Source organism: Streptosporangium becharense (assembly GCF_014204985.1).
GTDB classification, from domain to species: Bacteria; Actinomycetota; Actinomycetes; order Streptosporangiales; family Streptosporangiaceae; genus Streptosporangium; species Streptosporangium becharense.
Window position 1 is genome coordinate 4,036,617 of record NZ_JACHMP010000001.1, and the last position, 15,560, is coordinate 4,052,176.

The window sequence follows — 15,560 nt, forward strand, 5'->3', positions numbered from 1 at the left end:
AGGGGGACAACCGGTGCGTAAAATGATCAGTGCGCTTCTGATCGCGCTCGGTTGCGTGCTCGCCCCGATCTCCCTGCTCGGCCACTGGGTGGCGGAAGACCTCACCTCGTCCGAGGACTTCCTCGCAAGCGTGGCGCCGCTGGCCGGTGACCCGGACATCCAGGACGTCGTCGCCGACCGCGTCACCGGTGTGATGACCCAGCGCCTGCGCGGGCTGGGCGTCTCAGCCGCCGGTGACCTCGTTCGTGTCTCGGTGCGCACCGAGGTCTCCGGCAAGTACTTCCCCGCGGCGTGGGAGGAGATGAACGACAGCGCGCATCGCCGGTTCCTGACGATCCTGCGCGGCGAGGGCACCCGCGACCCCTCCCTGCGCAGCGACACCGTCTTCCTCGACCTCAACCCGGTGTGCGAGCTGGTCAGGGGGAGACTGCTGGACGCCGGGCTCGGTGCCGCCGCCCGACTTCCCGAGATGCACCCCACGATCCGGCTGGTCTCCTCCGCCGACCTGATCAGGCTGGACGCCGCCTACCACCGGCTGGACTCGCTGAGGTGGGCCCTGCCCCTCATGTCGTCGGGGCTGATCGTGGCGGGGGTGCTGCTGGCCCGTGACCGCGGGGCCGCGATCGTCGGCGCGGGCCTCGGCCTGGCCGGAGGCATGATGCTGCTGGCCGTCGCCCTGTCCCTGGCTCGCAACGTCTACCTGCCCGACTCCCCCAGTCACGCGCTGCCCGCCGCCGCCGCGGTCGCCCTCTTCGACGCGGTGACCGGGCCCCTCCGGGCCGGGCTGCGCATGTTCTTCACCGCCGGACTGCTCACGGCGGGGGCGGTCTTCGCCGCCAGGGTCCGCGCGGCGGGCCGCCGGCTCCCCGACCCGCCACGGGTGCCCTCACTCACCAGTCCGCAGCACCCGCGAAGGACGTCGTCGTGGGCCGATAGCCGAGCCGGTCGCGGGCGGCCGTGATGTCGAGGGTCCGCTCGACGGCCAGGTGCCCGACGGCGTAGCGGGTCAGCCGGGGCGGACGCGGCCGGCGCAGCAGCCGGAACGCGGTCTCCGCGACCAGCGCGGCGGGGTCGGCCAGGGACCGCGGAAGGTAGGCCGGTTCGGCGTCGATCCCGCGCTCCCGCAGGATCGCGCGCAGGGCGTCGTCCAGGACGACGGGCTCGGCGTCGGTCACGTTGAAGACGCCGCGCTCGACCGGGCCCGCGGCGGCGAGCAGGCAGGCACGCGCGAGGTTGTCCACCGAGGTCAGGCTGATCCGCTGGCGCCCGTCGCCCACCGCGAGCAGCCGCCCGCCCCGGACCGCGCCGAGCACCCGGGGCAGCAGGGTGGTGTCACCCCTGCCGTAGACGGCGTGCGGACGCAGCACGACCGCCCGGTCCAGGCACCGCTCCGCGGCGGCCTTGGAGGCGCCGTAGGCGTTGGCGTACCGCCCGACCGGGGCCTCGTCCTCGGCGGCCAGCACGGTCGGACGGAACGGGTCGTACACGCTGGCCGTGCTCACGTGCACGAACCTGGCGCCGGGGAACGCCGCGGCGGCGTTGCGCGTGCCGTCCACGTTGGCGGCCCAGATGGCGCGCGGCGGCCCCCAGTCCGTGACGCTCCCGGCGCAGTGGATCACCGCGTCCACCTCGACGGGCTCCGGCCGTTCCCCGAGCAGGTCCCAGGACGTGTACGGCGCCCCGCCGACGTGAGCGCGGTCGACCGAGGTCCGCCTGCCGAAGGCCGACACGGTCCAGCCCTCCGCGACGGCCGCCCGGCAGACCGCCCCGCCCACGAACCCGGAGGCGCCCGTCACCGCGACCCGCAACCCCGGCCGGCCCGGTTCAGTCACGGCGGGCCACCATGGCGCGCAGCGCGGCCCGGTCGAGCTTGTCGGCCCGGCCGGAGCGGGGGAAGGCGTCGAGGGCCTCGATCCGGTCGGGCAGCGCGGCGGCGTCCACGATCCGGGGCAACGCCCCGCGCAGCAGGCCCTCGTCGTAGTCACCGGTGGGGATGACGGCCAGGACGACCTCCTCGTCCCCGGTCTCCGGGTCGGCGAGTCCCACGATCGCGGCCTCCGCGACCCCGGGCAGCGCGGCGATGCCGGACTCGTACAGGCCGGGATAGATGTTGACCCCGTCGCGGAGGATCATGTCCTTCTTCCTGCCCAGCAGCACCAGCCGGTCCCCGTCGAGGCGGACCAGGTCGCCGGTGGCGACCTCCCGGAGCGGCTCCTCACCGAGGTAGCGCCGGGCGAGATGCGGCCCGGAGACGAACAGCTCCCCGTCGTCGGCGACCCGGACGCCGACCCCGGGCAGGGGCGTCCCGAGCAGGTCACCCTCGGCGTGGGCCAGTTTCTCCCGCGCCGAGGCGACGGCGATCGGCAGCGCCTCGGTCATCGCGTAGACCGACAGCACCTCGGGCCCGGCCTCGACGGCCCGGCGCAGGACGCCCGGCGGGGCCGGGGCCGCGCCGAGCAGCAGGTAGCGGAGCGTCTGCGGCAGCCGCGGGGTCCGGCGCAGGAGCCTGTCCAGGTGCACGGGGACGGCGAAGGTGTGGGTGGCCCGCCGCTCGGCCAGCTCCACGGCGAGGTCGCCGCCGCCGGGCAGCGACCAGGTCGCCCCGGCCATCAACGCCGGCAGGCCGAGCATCAGCTGGTCGGTGTGCACCACGTCGCCCGGACCCAGGGGGAAGGCGCTGCGGAACAGCTCCAGCCCGGCCGCCAGTGATCCCCGGGTGTGCACCACGCCCCGGGGACGCGCGGTGGTCCCCGACGTGAAGATCACCGCCGCGGCCTGGTCGGCCATGGTCCGGCCCGCCGCCTGGTCCGTCGCGGTCCGGTCCGCTGTCGCGTCCGCCGGCCGATCCACCGCCTGCTCCGTCACGGCACGGTCCGTCACGGTACGGTCCGTCATGGCACGGCCCGCCGCCCGATCCGCCGTGTCCGCTCCGTTCCGGGGGGTGAGGCCGGCGCGCAGGATCCGGGAGAGCCGCAGCGCGCCGCGGGGCACGCCCGGCAGCCACGGGCCCGTGTGGAGGTGCCGGACGGGCGTGCCCGGCAGCGGGTCACGCAGGTTGGGCAGGAGCAGGCCCCGACGGCGGGCCAGACCCTTGAGCGGCCCGCTCAGCGTGTACAGCAGTGACTCGGCGACCACCCAGGCCGGCCGGGTGGCCGCCATCCGGGCGGCGAGCACGTCAGGGGCCAGGCCGGGGTCGGCCAGCACGAGTGTCCCGCCCGCGGCCACCGACCCCAGTGCCAGCACCACCGCGTCCACCCCGGGCCGCACCGCGAACAGCACGCCGTCTCCCGGCTGCAACGCCCCACCGCCCGGGTGGGAGCCTGGGTGGGAAACGGTTCGTCGGGAGCGGGCGGGACGGCCGCCGGACATCGCCTCGCGGACCGAGGTCACCCGGCGGGCCAGTTCGCCGTAGGTGATCTCACGCCCCCGGCCGTCGACGAGGGCGGTGCGGCCGGGTTCGTGCCCGGCGGCGGACATGATCCCGCTGATGATGTCGTTCATGCGGCGCTGATCCACAGGTGCTCGTAGGTGGGGATGAGCACCCGCCTGGCCGCGCGTCGCCGTACGACGCGCACCCGGCGGGTGAGCAGGACCGAGGCCACCGCGCGGATCTCCGCCAGGGCCAGGGGGTAACCGATGCAGAAGTGCGGCCCGGCGCCGAACCAGATCCGCCGCAGCTCGGGCGGGTGCCCACGGGAGGGATCGAACGGCCCGTACGCCCTGGCGCAGTTGTGGGTGACGATCAGCACCCGGTCACCCGGTCGCACGGTCACCCGGCCGACGCGCGCGACCGCGCTCACCGAGCGCAGCATCACCGGGGTCGGCGTGGTGACCCGCATGGCCTCCTCGATCACCCGGTCCAGGTCGTCCACGGCGTCCGCCGGGACGCCGTGGTCGTGCAGGAGGGCGATGAGCCGGGGGACGAAGGTGGCGACCGTCTCGGTGCCCGTCAGGAAGAACGCCCCGGCCGCCCCCCTGGCCTCGGCGGCCGACAACCCCTGGGCCCGCATCCGGCCCATGACCGTCGACTCGTCTCCGGCCTCGTAGGCGGCCTGTGCGATGTCGCCGATCCGGTCCAGCACCCGCCGGGCGATCGCCACCTGCGGCTCCGAGAGCCGCCGCGAGCGCAGCGAGACCATGGAGACGACGCGCTCACCGTCGGCGAACAGTTCGCGGGCCCGCGCCTCGGACACCTCGCCCAGCCCGATCACCCGGCAGATCACCGCACCGGCCATCACCCGCATGGCGTCCACCAGGTCCACGGTCTCGCCCCGGTCCAGCCGCGCCGACAGGTCCGCGAGCGGGCGGTTCAGCACGTCGTCCACCTGCGCGGAGACGTAGGAGGTGGTGAACAGCGGCATCAGCTTCCTGCGCAGCGCCAGGTGCGCGGGTCCCTCCATGTTGAGCAGCACGGAGGGGCCCAGCACCGGCGTCCACAGGTCACCGGGCGATCCGGGGCCGTCCTTGCGGAAACGCTCGTCCGTCAGCACCGCGCGCGCGGTGGCGGCGTCGTTGACCACCACCCCCAGCCCCGGCACCCGGACCACGGGACCCAGGCGGGCCAGCGTCCGGATGAGCGGATAGGCCACGGGGTGGGCGGCCAGGTGGAGCCGTGTCTCGTGGTTCACCGGATGTCGATCACTGCGGGACGGTGGCGGTGGTCGGCGTACCAGGCGAGGGTGCCCACCAGCCCGTACGCGCGGAGCCTGCGCACCGAGCCGAAGACCACCACGTCGCGGCGCGAGGCGTACGCGGAGGTGAGCAGGCGGACCCGGTTGACCAGGGCTCGGTCCTCGTGCACCTCCTCGATGGCGGTCCGGGGGAAGCCGCCCGCCCGCTGGTAGAGGTCCGCGGTGATGGCGAGGGAGCAGCCGGGCATCATCACGTACGGACCCCGGTAGCGCGGGTCCCGGTTGCCCGGCCGGAAACGCCCGAACGTCGCGGCCACCTCGATCACGAACGGGATGAGGCGGCGCTCCCAGAGCTTCAGCGGGAACTCGTCGGTCCGGGGCCGCAGTCGCCCGCCGACCATCTCCAGCCCGTCGCCGAACGCCCGCCGGATGTTGCGCACCCAGTCGGGCCGGGGCAGGCAGTCGGCGTCGGTCCTGGCCAGGTGGGTCGCGCCGTGCTCGATGGCGTGGCGCATGCCGGTGTCGGAGGCCGCACCCGTGCCCTTCCTGGTCTCGACGATCACCTCGACGCCGTGCCGCCGCGCGATCTCGGCGGTGCCGTCGGTGCTCGCGTTGTCCACCACGAGCAGGGTGAAGTCGCGGTCGTCCTGCTCGGCCAGCGCCTTCAGCGTCGCCTCGATCCCCGCCGCCTCGTTGTAGGCGGGGACGATCACCCACAGGTTCATCACATCTCCGCCAGCATCACGCCGGTGCTGATTCCGCCGCCGAGACCGAGGAGCGCCACCCGGTCGCCCGGCCGCCAGCCGCCGAGCGCGAGCTGGAGCGGCAGCGAGGTCGAGGCGCAGTTGCCGTGTTCGGGCAGGCTGACCACGAGTTTGTCCTCGGGGATCTCCAGCACCCGGGCCAGGAAGCGCAGGTAGGGCAACGCCACCTGGTGCACTGCCACGATGGCGAAGTCGTCCCAGGTCAGGCCGGTGCGCTTGAGCGCGTTGAGGAAGATGTCCGGGCCGGCCAGCTCGAACGCCTCCTTGAGCCTGCGTCCGTCGCCCCGGAAGTAGGAGTACTCCGGGTCACGCGGGTGCGCCGAACCGCCACCCGGCAGCGTGCCGACCGCCCACGCCGTGGAGTCGGCCGCGAAGTCGCGGTAGAAGATGCCGCGTGCCGGGTCGGCCTCGACCAGCACCGCGGCCCCGGAGTCCGACAGCGTGTAACCGGCGAAGGAGTCGACGAACTGAGCGCGGTCCCTGACCTGCCAGCGGACGGCCCGCGACGGGACCTCGCCCGAGCAGACCAGCACCTTGCGGTGCGCGCCGGACAGGATCAGGGCCTCGGCCACCTGGATCCCGTTGAGCATGCTGTTGCAGGCGTTCTTGACGTCGAACACCGGGCACGAGAGCCCGAGCTTGGCCGCCACGATGTGCGCGGTCGCCGGCTCGACCATGTCCTGCGACGCCGACGCGAAGATGAGCAGGTCGACGTCCGCGTGGTCGAGCCCGCGCGCGGCACCGACGGCCAGGTCCGACGCCTGCTCGCCGTCGCGGGCCACATGGCGCGTGCGGATCCCCGTCAACCGCTCGATGACGCCTCCGTGGGGGGCGTAGCCCTCGATCCGCCGTTCCACGTCCGCACTGGACAAGGTCTGTTCCGGCAGACAGGTCGCGACGCCCGTGATCCGGGCTTTCATCGATCTCCCTTGGTAGCGTCAAATCTTCACATGCCCGCGCAATGTATCGAAAAGGCTGGCATTTGTCCTGGTCACGAGAGCGAGATCCGACTCATGCGCGTGACAGCCGCTGACCCGGAGGCGGTCAGGCGGGGATCGGGAACGGCCGGGCGAGGGTGGGGAGCGGTCAGGCGGGGTTGGGGAACGGCCGGGCGGGGGCGGCTGGAGAGGGCCGCGGGCGGTGGCCGGGAGGGCGGGGATGCGCCACAGGGCGGCGGCTCCCGTTTGTGCCGGGAAGGCTCCCGTTTGTGCCGGGAATGAGTAGATCTTTCATGGGTAGCCGGTGCCGCCATGAGCGACGTTCGGTTGGGGACGGTGACCACGAAGGTCCCCGCGCGGTTGGACCGGTTGCCATGGTCACGATGGCACTGGATGATCATCATCGGTCTCGGTACCGTCTGGATCCTCGACGGCCTCGAAGTGACCATCATCGGGAACCTCTCCGCGCAGCTCGCCAAGGAGGGCAGCGGCCTGGCGATCACCCAGGCCCAGGTGGCGGGCACGGCCGCCGCCCTCTACGTGGCCGGGGCGTGTCTCGGGGCGTTGTTCTTCGGGTGGCTCACCGACCGGTTCGGCCGCAAGAAGATGTTCATCATCACCATGGCGGTCTACCTGGTCGCCACCGCCGCGACCGCGTTCTCGTTCTCCGCGTGGTGGTTCTTCCTGTTCCGTTTCCTGACCGGGTTCGGCATCGGCGGTGAGTACGCCGCCATCAACTCGGCCATCGATGAGCTCATCCCGAGCCGCCACCGGGGCCGGATCGACGTCGTCATCAACGGCAGCTACTGGCTCGGTGCCGCCGGTGGCGCGCTGTTGACCGTGCCGCTGCTCAACGACCTCCCGCTGAACATCGGCTGGCGGGTCGCGTTCGGCCTGGGGGTGTTCCTCGGCCTGGCCATCCTGCTGGTGCGCAGGCACGTGCCGGAGAGCCCGCGCTGGCTGTTCATCCACGGGAAGGGCGAGGAGGCCGAACGACTCGTCGAGGAGGCCGAGGAGCGGGTCGAGTGCGAGAAGGGCGTGCGGCTGGAGGAACCCGAGCAGTCGATGACCATCCACCAGCGCAAGGCCATCGGATTCGGCCAGATCGCGCACACGATGGTCGCCCGTTACCCTAAGCGCACGATCCTCGGACTGTCGCTCTTCATCGGCCAGGCGTTCCTGTACAACGCCATCACCTTCGGGTACGCGCAGATCCTGTCGACCTTCTTCGGCATCGACACCGACACCGGCTACTTCTTCGCGGTCATCGCGATCGGCAACTTCCTCGGCCCGCTGCTGCTCGGGCGGCTGTTCGACACGGTCGGCCGCGTTCCCATGATCTCCGGCACCTACATCGGGTCCGGTGTGCTGCTCCTCGGTACGGCCTGGCTGTTCAACCAGGGCGTGCTGACCGCCGTCACGCTGACCGCCTGCTGGTGCGTGGTGCTCTTCTTCGCCTCCGCCGGAGCGAGCGCCGCCTACCTGACCGTCAGCGAGATCTTCCCGATGGAGACGCGGGCGATGGCCATCGCGTTCTTCTACGCGGTCGGCACCTTCATCGGAGGTGTCGCCGGTCCGCTGGTCTTCGCCGGTCTGGTGGAGAGCGGCAGGCATGGTGACACCGCGCTGGCCTTCTGCATCGGGGCGGTCCTCATGATCGCGGCAGGGCTGGTGGAGGTCTTCCTGGGCGTCAAGGCAGAGGGCAAGGGACTGGAGGACATCGCCGAACCGCTGAGCGCCGTCTCCCGCTGAGTGTCGCCTCCGCTGGGTGCGGCCCTCCGCAAGACGTCCCGGTCCGGTGGCGTCGTGGCCCACACCCGGGCCGGGACGCCTCCGGTGCCGCGGTGCGAGTGCGGGAGCCGGGGGCGGGACGGGTGGCTTGGTACGATAGTGATTATCATTGAGCAGTTGTTCAGGAGTATGCCCATGAAAGCCGCCACCCGCCTGGACACGTGCACGACGGTCGAGCCCGACGAGGCCAGGGTGGCGGCGACCCGCGACCGGCTCGTCACGTCGGAGGAGGCCACCCGGCTGGCCGAACTGTTCCGGCTGCTCGGCGACCCGACTCGGGCCCGCCTGCTGTACGCGCTGCTGGAGGCCGGAGAGTTGTGCGTCTGCGACCTCACCGAGACGGTCGAGGTCAGCGACACCGCGGTGTCGCACGCGCTGCGGTTGTTGCGGACGGCGGGCATCGTGGCGAGCCGTCGGGCCGGGCGGATGATCTACTACCGCCTCGCCGACGCCCACGTCCGCATGCTTCTCGACCTCAGCCGCGAGCATCTGCGCCACGAGATCGTCAAGGGGTGACCCGCGGAGCGGTGCCCCCGGGGCCCGCGGGGCACCGCCGTCCCTGCCGTCCCGGCCTTTCCGATATCCCCGCGTGTCCCCGCGTGTTCCCGCATGCCCCCGCATGCCCCCGCATGCCCCCGCGTGTTCCCGCCACCGGCCCGTGACTCATAAGATCGTTGACCATGCTCGGCGGTGCCGTACGGGCGGCTCGCACCCTCCTGCCCGGACCGGCCCGCCGAGCGGCCGGCGACCCGTGAAGGCGTCGCCGGTCCCCAGGCGGTTCTTCGGCCGGACACGCGGTGATCGCCGGAGGTGGTGTCATGCCCGCGGTGCCGGGCAGGGGGGTTCTCCTTGATCACCTGATCACCGGGCGGCTCGCGTCGGCTCGGCGACCGTGTGCCGCAGTATCCGTGCCCGTCGCCGAGCCGGGCGTTGTCACCCGATGGTCATTTCGATGGAGGTTATGCATGCGTGGTACGGCTCGTGCGCTCGCGACGGCAGCCGCCGCTCTCACTCTCGGCCTGGTCGCCGCCTGCTCGGGCGGCAGCGGATCGGCCGGTGAGCCGCCGGTCGACCAGGCCCGCACCCCGCAGGACCGCAAGACCGTCACCCTGAAGTACTGGACCTCGTTCCCGGCCGAGGCCACCCTCACGGAGACGCTCGCCGAGTTCGAGAGGACGAACCCCGGCATCGAGATCGAGCTGGATGTGCTCGACGGGGACGAACTCCGCAAGCGGCTGCCCGAGGCTCTGGAGGACGGCGAGGAGATCGACGTCGTCGGCCTGCCGATCCAGGAGATGACCGACACGGTCAAGGACCGCCTCCGTCCGGTCTCCGAGTGGGAGAGTGCACTGCCGGACGGTTGGCGGTCCAGGCTGGACGAGCGGGTGATCGAACAGGCGGGCAAGGCGGCCGGGGACGGCAAGCTGTACTCCGTCCCGATGGGGTCCGCCGGCGGCGCGATCATGTATGCCAACGCGTCCCTGCTGTCCGAGCTCGGTGAGGACTTCCCGGAGACGGCCGCGGACCTGGAATCCATCGTCACGAGGGTCAAGAAGGAGCTCCCCGACGTCCGGCCGGTCGTCTTCTCCGGTGAACCGCGCCGCCTGGAGGAGATCCTGTTCACCGTCTCCGGTCAGTCCGACCCGTCGCTCGCCGCTGACGTACTCGCCGGCCGCAGGCCGTGGAACGCCCCCGACCTGGTCGCGGCGCTGACCGCCTACGGTTCGCTCTTCGAGCGGGGGGTGCTCGACAAGTCCGCGCTGAACCTCAAGGGCGACCGTCCGGCGGAGCTGTTCGGCCAGGGCAAGGCCCTTTTCCTGGTGGACGACTCCGCTCAGGCTCGCCTGCTGTCCGCCTCGTACCGCAGGACCGAGGGGATCGCCGTCGGTGACGTCGCCGCGGGAGCCTTCCCCGTCGTCCTGCCCGGCGGCAAGCCCGTCGCCCGTGGCCTGGCCGGGACGGGGCTCGCGGTGCCCAAGTCCTCCAAGCACACGAAGGAGGCGGCCAGGCTGGTGGAATTCCTGGCGCTGGGAGACGGTGTCCCGGAATGGGCGGCGGACATGACGCTGATCCCCGCTCTCAAGGACTTCGAGATGGACTCCGCGGTGCTCGTCGGCGAGCCCGCCAAGGAGGGCTACGCGAAGATCCGTGAACTCGTCGGCACCGGCGGCCCGGCGTACCACTCGCCCGAGGCGTTCCTCAGCCGGGTGGAGGGCGAGGTCATCGGTGATCTCGTCCGGGGCCGGATCACCCCGAAGAACGCGGCGAGCAAACTGGACAAGGAGTGGGCCGGCGGCCGGTACGACGGCAAGTGACCGGGCTTCCGTACCGGCGGTGGAGGCTTCCCTGCGACTTCCCGCTGCGGATCGTGTCCGGCGGCGGATCACACTCCGGCGGCGGATCACATTCCGGCGGCGGATCACATTCCGGCGGTGACCGGCTCCACCGGTCCCGCCGGTCCCGGTCCCGGCCCTGACCTCGGTCCCGCCGGTCCCGGTTCCGGTTCCGGTTTCGGCTCCGGCGGCGTCGGCCCGGTGTCAGACGGTGACGCTCGTCGTCAGCGGCAGCCGGAGGATCAACCGGGCACCCCGCCCGTTGGCGCTGTCGGCGGCGTACAGCCTGCCCCGGTGGGCGGCCGCGATGTCCCTGGCGATGGGCAGGCCCAGGCCGGTCCCTCCGGCGTCGCGGCTGCGCGCCGAGTCCAGGCGGGTGAAGCGCTGGAAGACCCGCTCGCGTTCCTCCGGCGGGATGCCGAGCCCGTCGTCGGTGACCTCCAGCACCGCCTCGCCGTCCGCCGTGCACACGTGGACCTGCACCTCGCTCATCGCGTGCCGGTCGGCGTTGGCCAGCAGGTTGGTCAGCAGCCGGGCCAGTTGGAGCCGATTGCCCCGCACGGTCACGTCGGGCTGGAGATCCAGGATCATCCGATGCCGGCACGGCCGCTGCTCCACCTCCATGGTGACGAGCGCGGCGAGGTCGATCTCCTCCGGAGACGCGTGCACCCCGGCGTCGAGGCGGGCCAGCAGCAGCAGATCGTCGACGATGGCCTGCAGCCGCTCGGCGTCACCCAGGGCCGACCGTATCGTCGCCCGGGGGTCTTCGGCCTCGGGGTCGGCGAGCGCCAGCTCCAGCTTGGTGCGCAGCCCGGTCAGCGGGGTGCGCAGCTCGTGGGAGGCGTCGGAGGCGAAGCGACGCTGGTTCTCCACGGCCCGCTCCAGCCTGCCGAGGGTCGCGTTCACGGCCTCGGTGAGCTCCGCCACCTCGTCGCGGGGCTCGGAGACGGACATCCGGCGACTGAGGTCGGAGGCGTTGATCTCGGCCAGCTCGGCGCGGATCCGCGCGACCGGTTCCAGAGTCCGGCCGATCATGTGCCAGGTCACCCAGCCGAGCAGCCCGAGGAGCGCGAGGCAGAAGAACGTCAGACTGACCCCCAGGACGGAGGTGCTGAGCAGCGGGGGGTAGATGCCCGCCGCGTAGACCATCACGTCCCCGTAGGCGGAGACCCTGTTCCTGACCCCCACGATGGCGAAGCACGTCCGGGCCCCCTCGGAGGTGGAGGTGCAAGAGGTCGTGTCCACCCGGCTGTCACCGCCCGACGGGCGCGCCGCGGTCATCGGGGGCTGCCCCCGCATCGCCGGGCTGGCGGCGATCACCGCCCCGGCGCGGTCGACGATCTGGAGCCGGATGATCCGGTTCGTCGGCGGGATGGTGTCGATCCTCGGCCCGTCGTCGGCGATGACGGACGCCTTCCTGGCTGCCGTGGCCACCTGGTCGGTGAGGTCGTCCAGTGCCTTGGCCCGTATCCCCTGCAACGTCACCAACGCGCCCGTTCCCAGGACCAGTGCGAAGGCGACGAGCGCGGTGAGCGTCACCCGCCCTCTTATCGAGCGCGGACGTCGCAGCTTGATCACGTTTCCCCCTGAAAGGCGCCTTTGTCCTGGAAGGTCGCCATTCGTACATGTATAGGTGATCGATACCAATCTCGGAGTAAAGGCGCTTCCTGCTTTTTAGTTGAGAAAGGCAATGGTTTGCGGCTCTATAGAAGGTGATGTTCGGAGCCGTCCGGTGGCCCCGCCTCCTCGCCGGACTGTTACCATCCGCCGATGGTTATCCGAGAGGGGCACCTCGGCGACGTCCCCGCCGTTCTGGCGATGTTCGACAGCGCGGTGGCGTGGCTGACCGCCCGGGGACGCACCGGCCAGTGGGGCAGCGAGCCGTTCTCCGCCGACCCGGCCCGGGTCGAGCGGGTCACCCTGTGGGCGGCGTCCGGGGGGATGCGCATCGCCGAAGTCGACGGCAGGCCCGCCGGGTCCGTGGTCGTTGGGCCGCCGGTGGTGTACGTGGCCCCGGCGCCCGAGCCCGAACTGTACGTCCAGAGCCTCGTCGTCGACCGGCGGTTCCCGGGCCGAGGGGTCGGCGCCGCCCTGCTGACCCGGGCCCGGACCGAGGCCGCGGAGCGAGGGGTCGGGCTGCTCCGGGTCGACTGCTACGCCGGTGACGACGGGCGACTGGTCAGGTACTACGAGAGCCAGGGCTTCACCAGGGCCGAGACCTTCCACGTCGGCGACTGGCCCGGCCAGGTCCTCCAGATGCGGCTTCCTTCGGTGCCGGTTGACCTCAACCAGGCTTGAGGTTGCATTCTGGTCGGTGCAGACCGACCAGGGGAGACCGCCGTGCTCGACATCGCAGTGATCATCGCAAGCACTCGCGAGGGACGATTCGGGACGGCGGTGGGCCGGTGGTTCCTGGCCGAGGCGGGTCGCCGCGGTGACCTGGGCCTGGACGTGATCGACCTGAGCCGTACCCCGCTGCCCCCGCTCCAGCCCGCGCACGCGGGCGGCACCAGTGACACCGGCGGGATCGGCGGCGCGGGCGGCACGGACGAGATCGGCGGCGCGGGCGGGGCGGACGGGGCGGACGGCGCGGACGGCGCGGGCGAGAGCAGCGGGGCGAATGGCACGGATGACGCGGGCGGGGCGGCCCGCGCGCTCGCCGCCAGGATCGGTGCCGCCGACGGTTTCGTGGTGATCACTCCGGAGTACAACCACGGCTACCCCGCCGCCCTGAAGCTGGCCATCGACGCCGTCCGCTGGGAGTGGGCCGCCAAACCGGTCTGTTTCATCTCCTACGGCGGGATGTCCGGTGGCCTGCGTGCCGTGGAGCAGCTCCGGCTCGTCTTCGCCGAACTGCACACCGTCACCCTGCGCGACACCGTGAGCTTCCACGGGACGCAGGGCCGGTTCGACGAGAACGGTGACCTGACGGATCCCTCCGGCCCCTCGGCCGCGGTCAAGGTCATGCTGGACCAGCTCGTCTGGTGGGGCACCACCCTGCGCGAGGCCCGCGCGGCTCGGCCCTACCGCGTCTGACCTGCCGCCCGGTGGCCCCCGCAGTTCTCTCCCGAGCCGTCATACGTACGAAATCTTCAAACCGGGAGGATGGGAGGCAGATTTCCGATATCTGGGGGATTTGTGGTCAGCGCGCTCGATCACCGCTACCGCGGTGAGCATCCCGTCCGTACGCTCGCCTACCTCTTCCGGGAAGACCGTCTCAAGCTGGTCGTGGCGGTCGTCGCCTTCCTGCTCAAGCACAGCCCCGTCTGGCTGCTGCCACTGGTGACCGCCAACATCGTCGACGTCGTGGCCGGTCGCCGTCCGGTCTCGCAGCTGTGGATCAACACGGGTGTGCTGCTCGTCCTGCTGCTCCTCAACTATCCCCTGCACCTGGTCTACGTGCGCTGCCTGCACGGCGCCATCCGCCGGATGGGCACCGGGCTGCGCTCCGCGCTCTGCCGCCGCATGCAGCAGCTCTCCATCGGATACCACTCGCGGGTCAGCGCCGCCGTACTGCAGACCAAGGTCATCAGGGACGTCGAGAGCGTGGAGCAGACCACCCAGCAGACCGCGGACACGGGCCTGTCCGCCCTCACCACACTGGTTGGCGGGCTGGCGGCGATCGCCCTGCGGGTGCCCGCCGCGATACCGGTCTTCCTGGTGGTCGTGCCGGTCGCCGCACTGCTCGTGATGCACATGCGCACCCGGTTGCGCGAGGACAACGAGAGTTTCCGCCGCGAGGTCGAACGGCTGTCCGCCCGGGTCGGTGAGATGACCACGCTCATCCCGATCACCCGCGCGCACGGCCTGGAACAGGACGCCCTGCACCGCGTCGACGGCACCCTGACCAAGGTGCTGCGCAAGGGGCTCCGGCTCGACCTGCTCAACGGCAGCTTCGGGGCGATGGCGTGGATCCTGCTCAACACGCTCGGCGTCGCCTTCCTGGCAGGTTCGGCGCTCATCGCCCACTACCGGGTCATCCCTCTCACCGAGGGCGACGTCGTCATGCTCACCACCTTCTTCGCGACCCTCACCTCCGCGGTGACCTCGCTGCTCAGCCTCACCCCGGTGATCAACAAGGGGCTGGCGTCGGTGCGGTCGATCGGCGAGGTGCTCCAGGCGCCGGACCTGGAGCACAACGGAGGCAAGGAGAAGGTCACCGAGGTCCGCGGTGAGGTCGAGTTCCGCGACGTCGGGTTCTCCTACGGAGACGGTCCCGCGATCACCGGTTTCACCCTCAAGGTGGCCCCCGGCGAGACCATCGCCCTGGTCGGGCCGTCGGGCGCGGGGAAGTCGACCGTGCTGAACCTCGTCATCGGTTTCCTGCGGCCCACCGCGGGCCGGATCCTGCTGGACGGGCGCGACATGGAGACGCTGGACCTGAGGACCTACCGCAGGTTCCTGTCCGTCGTGCCGCAGGAGTCGATCCTGTTCGAGGGCAGCATCAGGGAGAACATCACCTACGGCATGGCCGGAGTCTCCGAGGAACGGGTCCGGCAGGCCCTCCGGGACGCCAACGCGCTGGAGTTCGTCGACCGCCTCCCCACCGGGCTCGACACCGTCGTCGGGGAGCGGGGCGCCCGCCTGTCGGGCGGCCAGCGCCAGCGCCTGGCCATCGCCCGAGCGCTGATCCGGGACCCGCGCGTGCTCATCCTGGACGAGGCCACCTCCGCCCTGGACTCCCGGTCGGAGGCGCTCATCCAGCAGGCGCTGGCCAGGCTGGTGACCGGGCGTACGGTCTTCGTCGTGGCCCACCGGCTGTCGACCATCCGCGGTGCCGACCGCATCGTGGTCATGCGCGACGGCGGGATCGAGGAGGTGGGCACGCACGAGGAGCTCATGCGGATGCGCGGTGTCTATGCGGGCCTGCAGAGCGCCCAGCTCGCCTGAGCCCGGAGCACGGGACGAGCCCACAGGGCCGAGCCGGAACACGGGACGAGCCCACAGGGCCGAGCCGGAACACGGACCGGCGGGTGAGGCAGCACCCGAGGCATGCCCGGAGCGCAGCGGGGGGGTACGGCAGGGACACGGCGGGGGGCATGGGCCCGGAACGCGAGGCAGAGGACCGCACCCGGGGCAGGCTGGTGGGGCATGGCCGGGGCA

Annotated in this window: 13 protein-coding genes; 7 read left to right on the forward strand and 6 right to left on the reverse strand. The window is 71.9% G+C overall.

Features of this window, described 5'->3' with window-relative positions:
• Nucleotides 1-22 precede the first annotated feature (22 nt).
• A complete protein-coding gene (locus tag F4562_RS17790) occupies nt 23-961 on the forward strand; it encodes a hypothetical protein (protein WP_184543286.1) in 939 nt (312 codons plus the stop codon).
• Here F4562_RS17790 and F4562_RS17795 read toward each other — a convergent pair.
• Genes F4562_RS17795 through F4562_RS17815 form a run of 5 tightly spaced genes read right to left on the reverse strand, consistent with a single transcriptional unit; the run spans nt 891 to nt 6,315 of the window.
• Complete coding sequence (locus F4562_RS17795; protein WP_311734069.1) at nt 891-1,832, reverse strand: NAD-dependent epimerase/dehydratase family protein; 942 nt, start codon at nt 1,830-1,832, stop codon at nt 891-893. The two genes, F4562_RS17790 and F4562_RS17795, sit on opposite strands and share 71 nt — an antisense overlap.
• Nucleotides 1,825-3,501, reverse strand: a complete 1,677-nt coding sequence (locus tag F4562_RS17800; RefSeq protein ID WP_184543284.1) for a class I adenylate-forming enzyme family protein — start codon at nt 3,499-3,501, stop codon at nt 1,825-1,827. Before F4562_RS17800 ends, F4562_RS17795 begins: the two co-directional genes overlap by 8 nt.
• A complete protein-coding gene (locus tag F4562_RS17805) occupies nt 3,498-4,628 on the reverse strand; it encodes a cytochrome P450 (protein ID WP_184543281.1) in 1,131 nt (376 codons plus the stop codon). Before F4562_RS17805 ends, F4562_RS17800 begins: the two co-directional genes overlap by 4 nt.
• Nucleotides 4,625-5,356, reverse strand: a complete 732-nt coding sequence (locus F4562_RS17810) for a glycosyltransferase family 2 protein (protein ID WP_184543279.1) — start codon at nt 5,354-5,356, stop codon at nt 4,625-4,627. Before F4562_RS17810 ends, F4562_RS17805 begins: the two co-directional genes overlap by 4 nt.
• The gene (locus F4562_RS17815; RefSeq protein ID WP_184543277.1) at nt 5,356-6,315 is read right to left on the reverse strand and encodes a 3-oxoacyl-ACP synthase III family protein; all 960 of its coding nucleotides are present in this window, start codon (nt 6,313-6,315) and stop codon (nt 5,356-5,358) included. Before F4562_RS17815 ends, F4562_RS17810 begins: the two co-directional genes overlap by 1 nt.
• Before the next feature lie 411 nt (nt 6,316-6,726).
• On the opposite strand from F4562_RS17815, the gene F4562_RS17820 reads away from it, so the two are divergent.
• The 3 genes from F4562_RS17820 to F4562_RS17830 all read left to right on the forward strand — a co-directional run bounded on the left by F4562_RS17820 (nt 6,727) and on the right by F4562_RS17830 (nt 10,439).
• Nucleotides 6,727-8,085, forward strand: coding sequence for an MFS transporter (locus F4562_RS17820; protein WP_246473465.1), 1,359 nt, complete (start codon nt 6,727-6,729; stop codon nt 8,083-8,085).
• A gap of 174 nt (nt 8,086-8,259) precedes the next feature.
• Nucleotides 8,260-8,640 carry an ArsR/SmtB family transcription factor gene (locus F4562_RS17825; protein ID WP_184543273.1) on the forward strand — a complete coding sequence of 127 codons (381 nt, stop codon included), beginning with the start codon at nt 8,260-8,262 and terminating at the stop codon, nt 8,638-8,640.
• A 449-nt stretch (nt 8,641-9,089) separates the two neighbouring features.
• Nucleotides 9,090-10,439 carry an ABC transporter substrate-binding protein gene (locus F4562_RS17830; RefSeq protein ID WP_184543271.1) on the forward strand — a complete coding sequence of 450 codons (1,350 nt, stop codon included), beginning with the start codon at nt 9,090-9,092 and terminating at the stop codon, nt 10,437-10,439.
• Between the two features lie 222 nt (nt 10,440-10,661).
• On the opposite strand, the gene F4562_RS17835 is transcribed toward F4562_RS17830, so the two are convergent.
• A complete protein-coding gene (locus F4562_RS17835) occupies nt 10,662-12,035 on the reverse strand; it encodes a sensor histidine kinase (RefSeq protein WP_311734068.1) in 1,374 nt (457 codons plus the stop codon).
• 192 nt (nt 12,036-12,227) lie between these two features.
• Here F4562_RS17835 and F4562_RS17840 point away from each other — a divergent pair, with 192 nt between their 5' ends.
• From F4562_RS17840 to F4562_RS17850, 3 genes are all read left to right on the forward strand, one after another.
• Complete coding sequence (locus F4562_RS17840; protein WP_184543269.1) at nt 12,228-12,755, forward strand: GNAT family N-acetyltransferase; 528 nt, start codon at nt 12,228-12,230, stop codon at nt 12,753-12,755.
• A 42-nt stretch (nt 12,756-12,797) separates the two neighbouring features.
• Nucleotides 12,798-13,493, forward strand: a complete 696-nt coding sequence (locus F4562_RS17845; RefSeq protein ID WP_184543267.1) for an NADPH-dependent FMN reductase — start codon at nt 12,798-12,800, stop codon at nt 13,491-13,493.
• A gap of 102 nt (nt 13,494-13,595) precedes the next feature.
• Complete coding sequence (locus tag F4562_RS17850) at nt 13,596-15,347, forward strand: ABC transporter ATP-binding protein (RefSeq protein WP_311734067.1); 1,752 nt, start codon at nt 13,596-13,598, stop codon at nt 15,345-15,347.
• Nucleotides 15,348-15,560 lie beyond the last annotated feature (213 nt).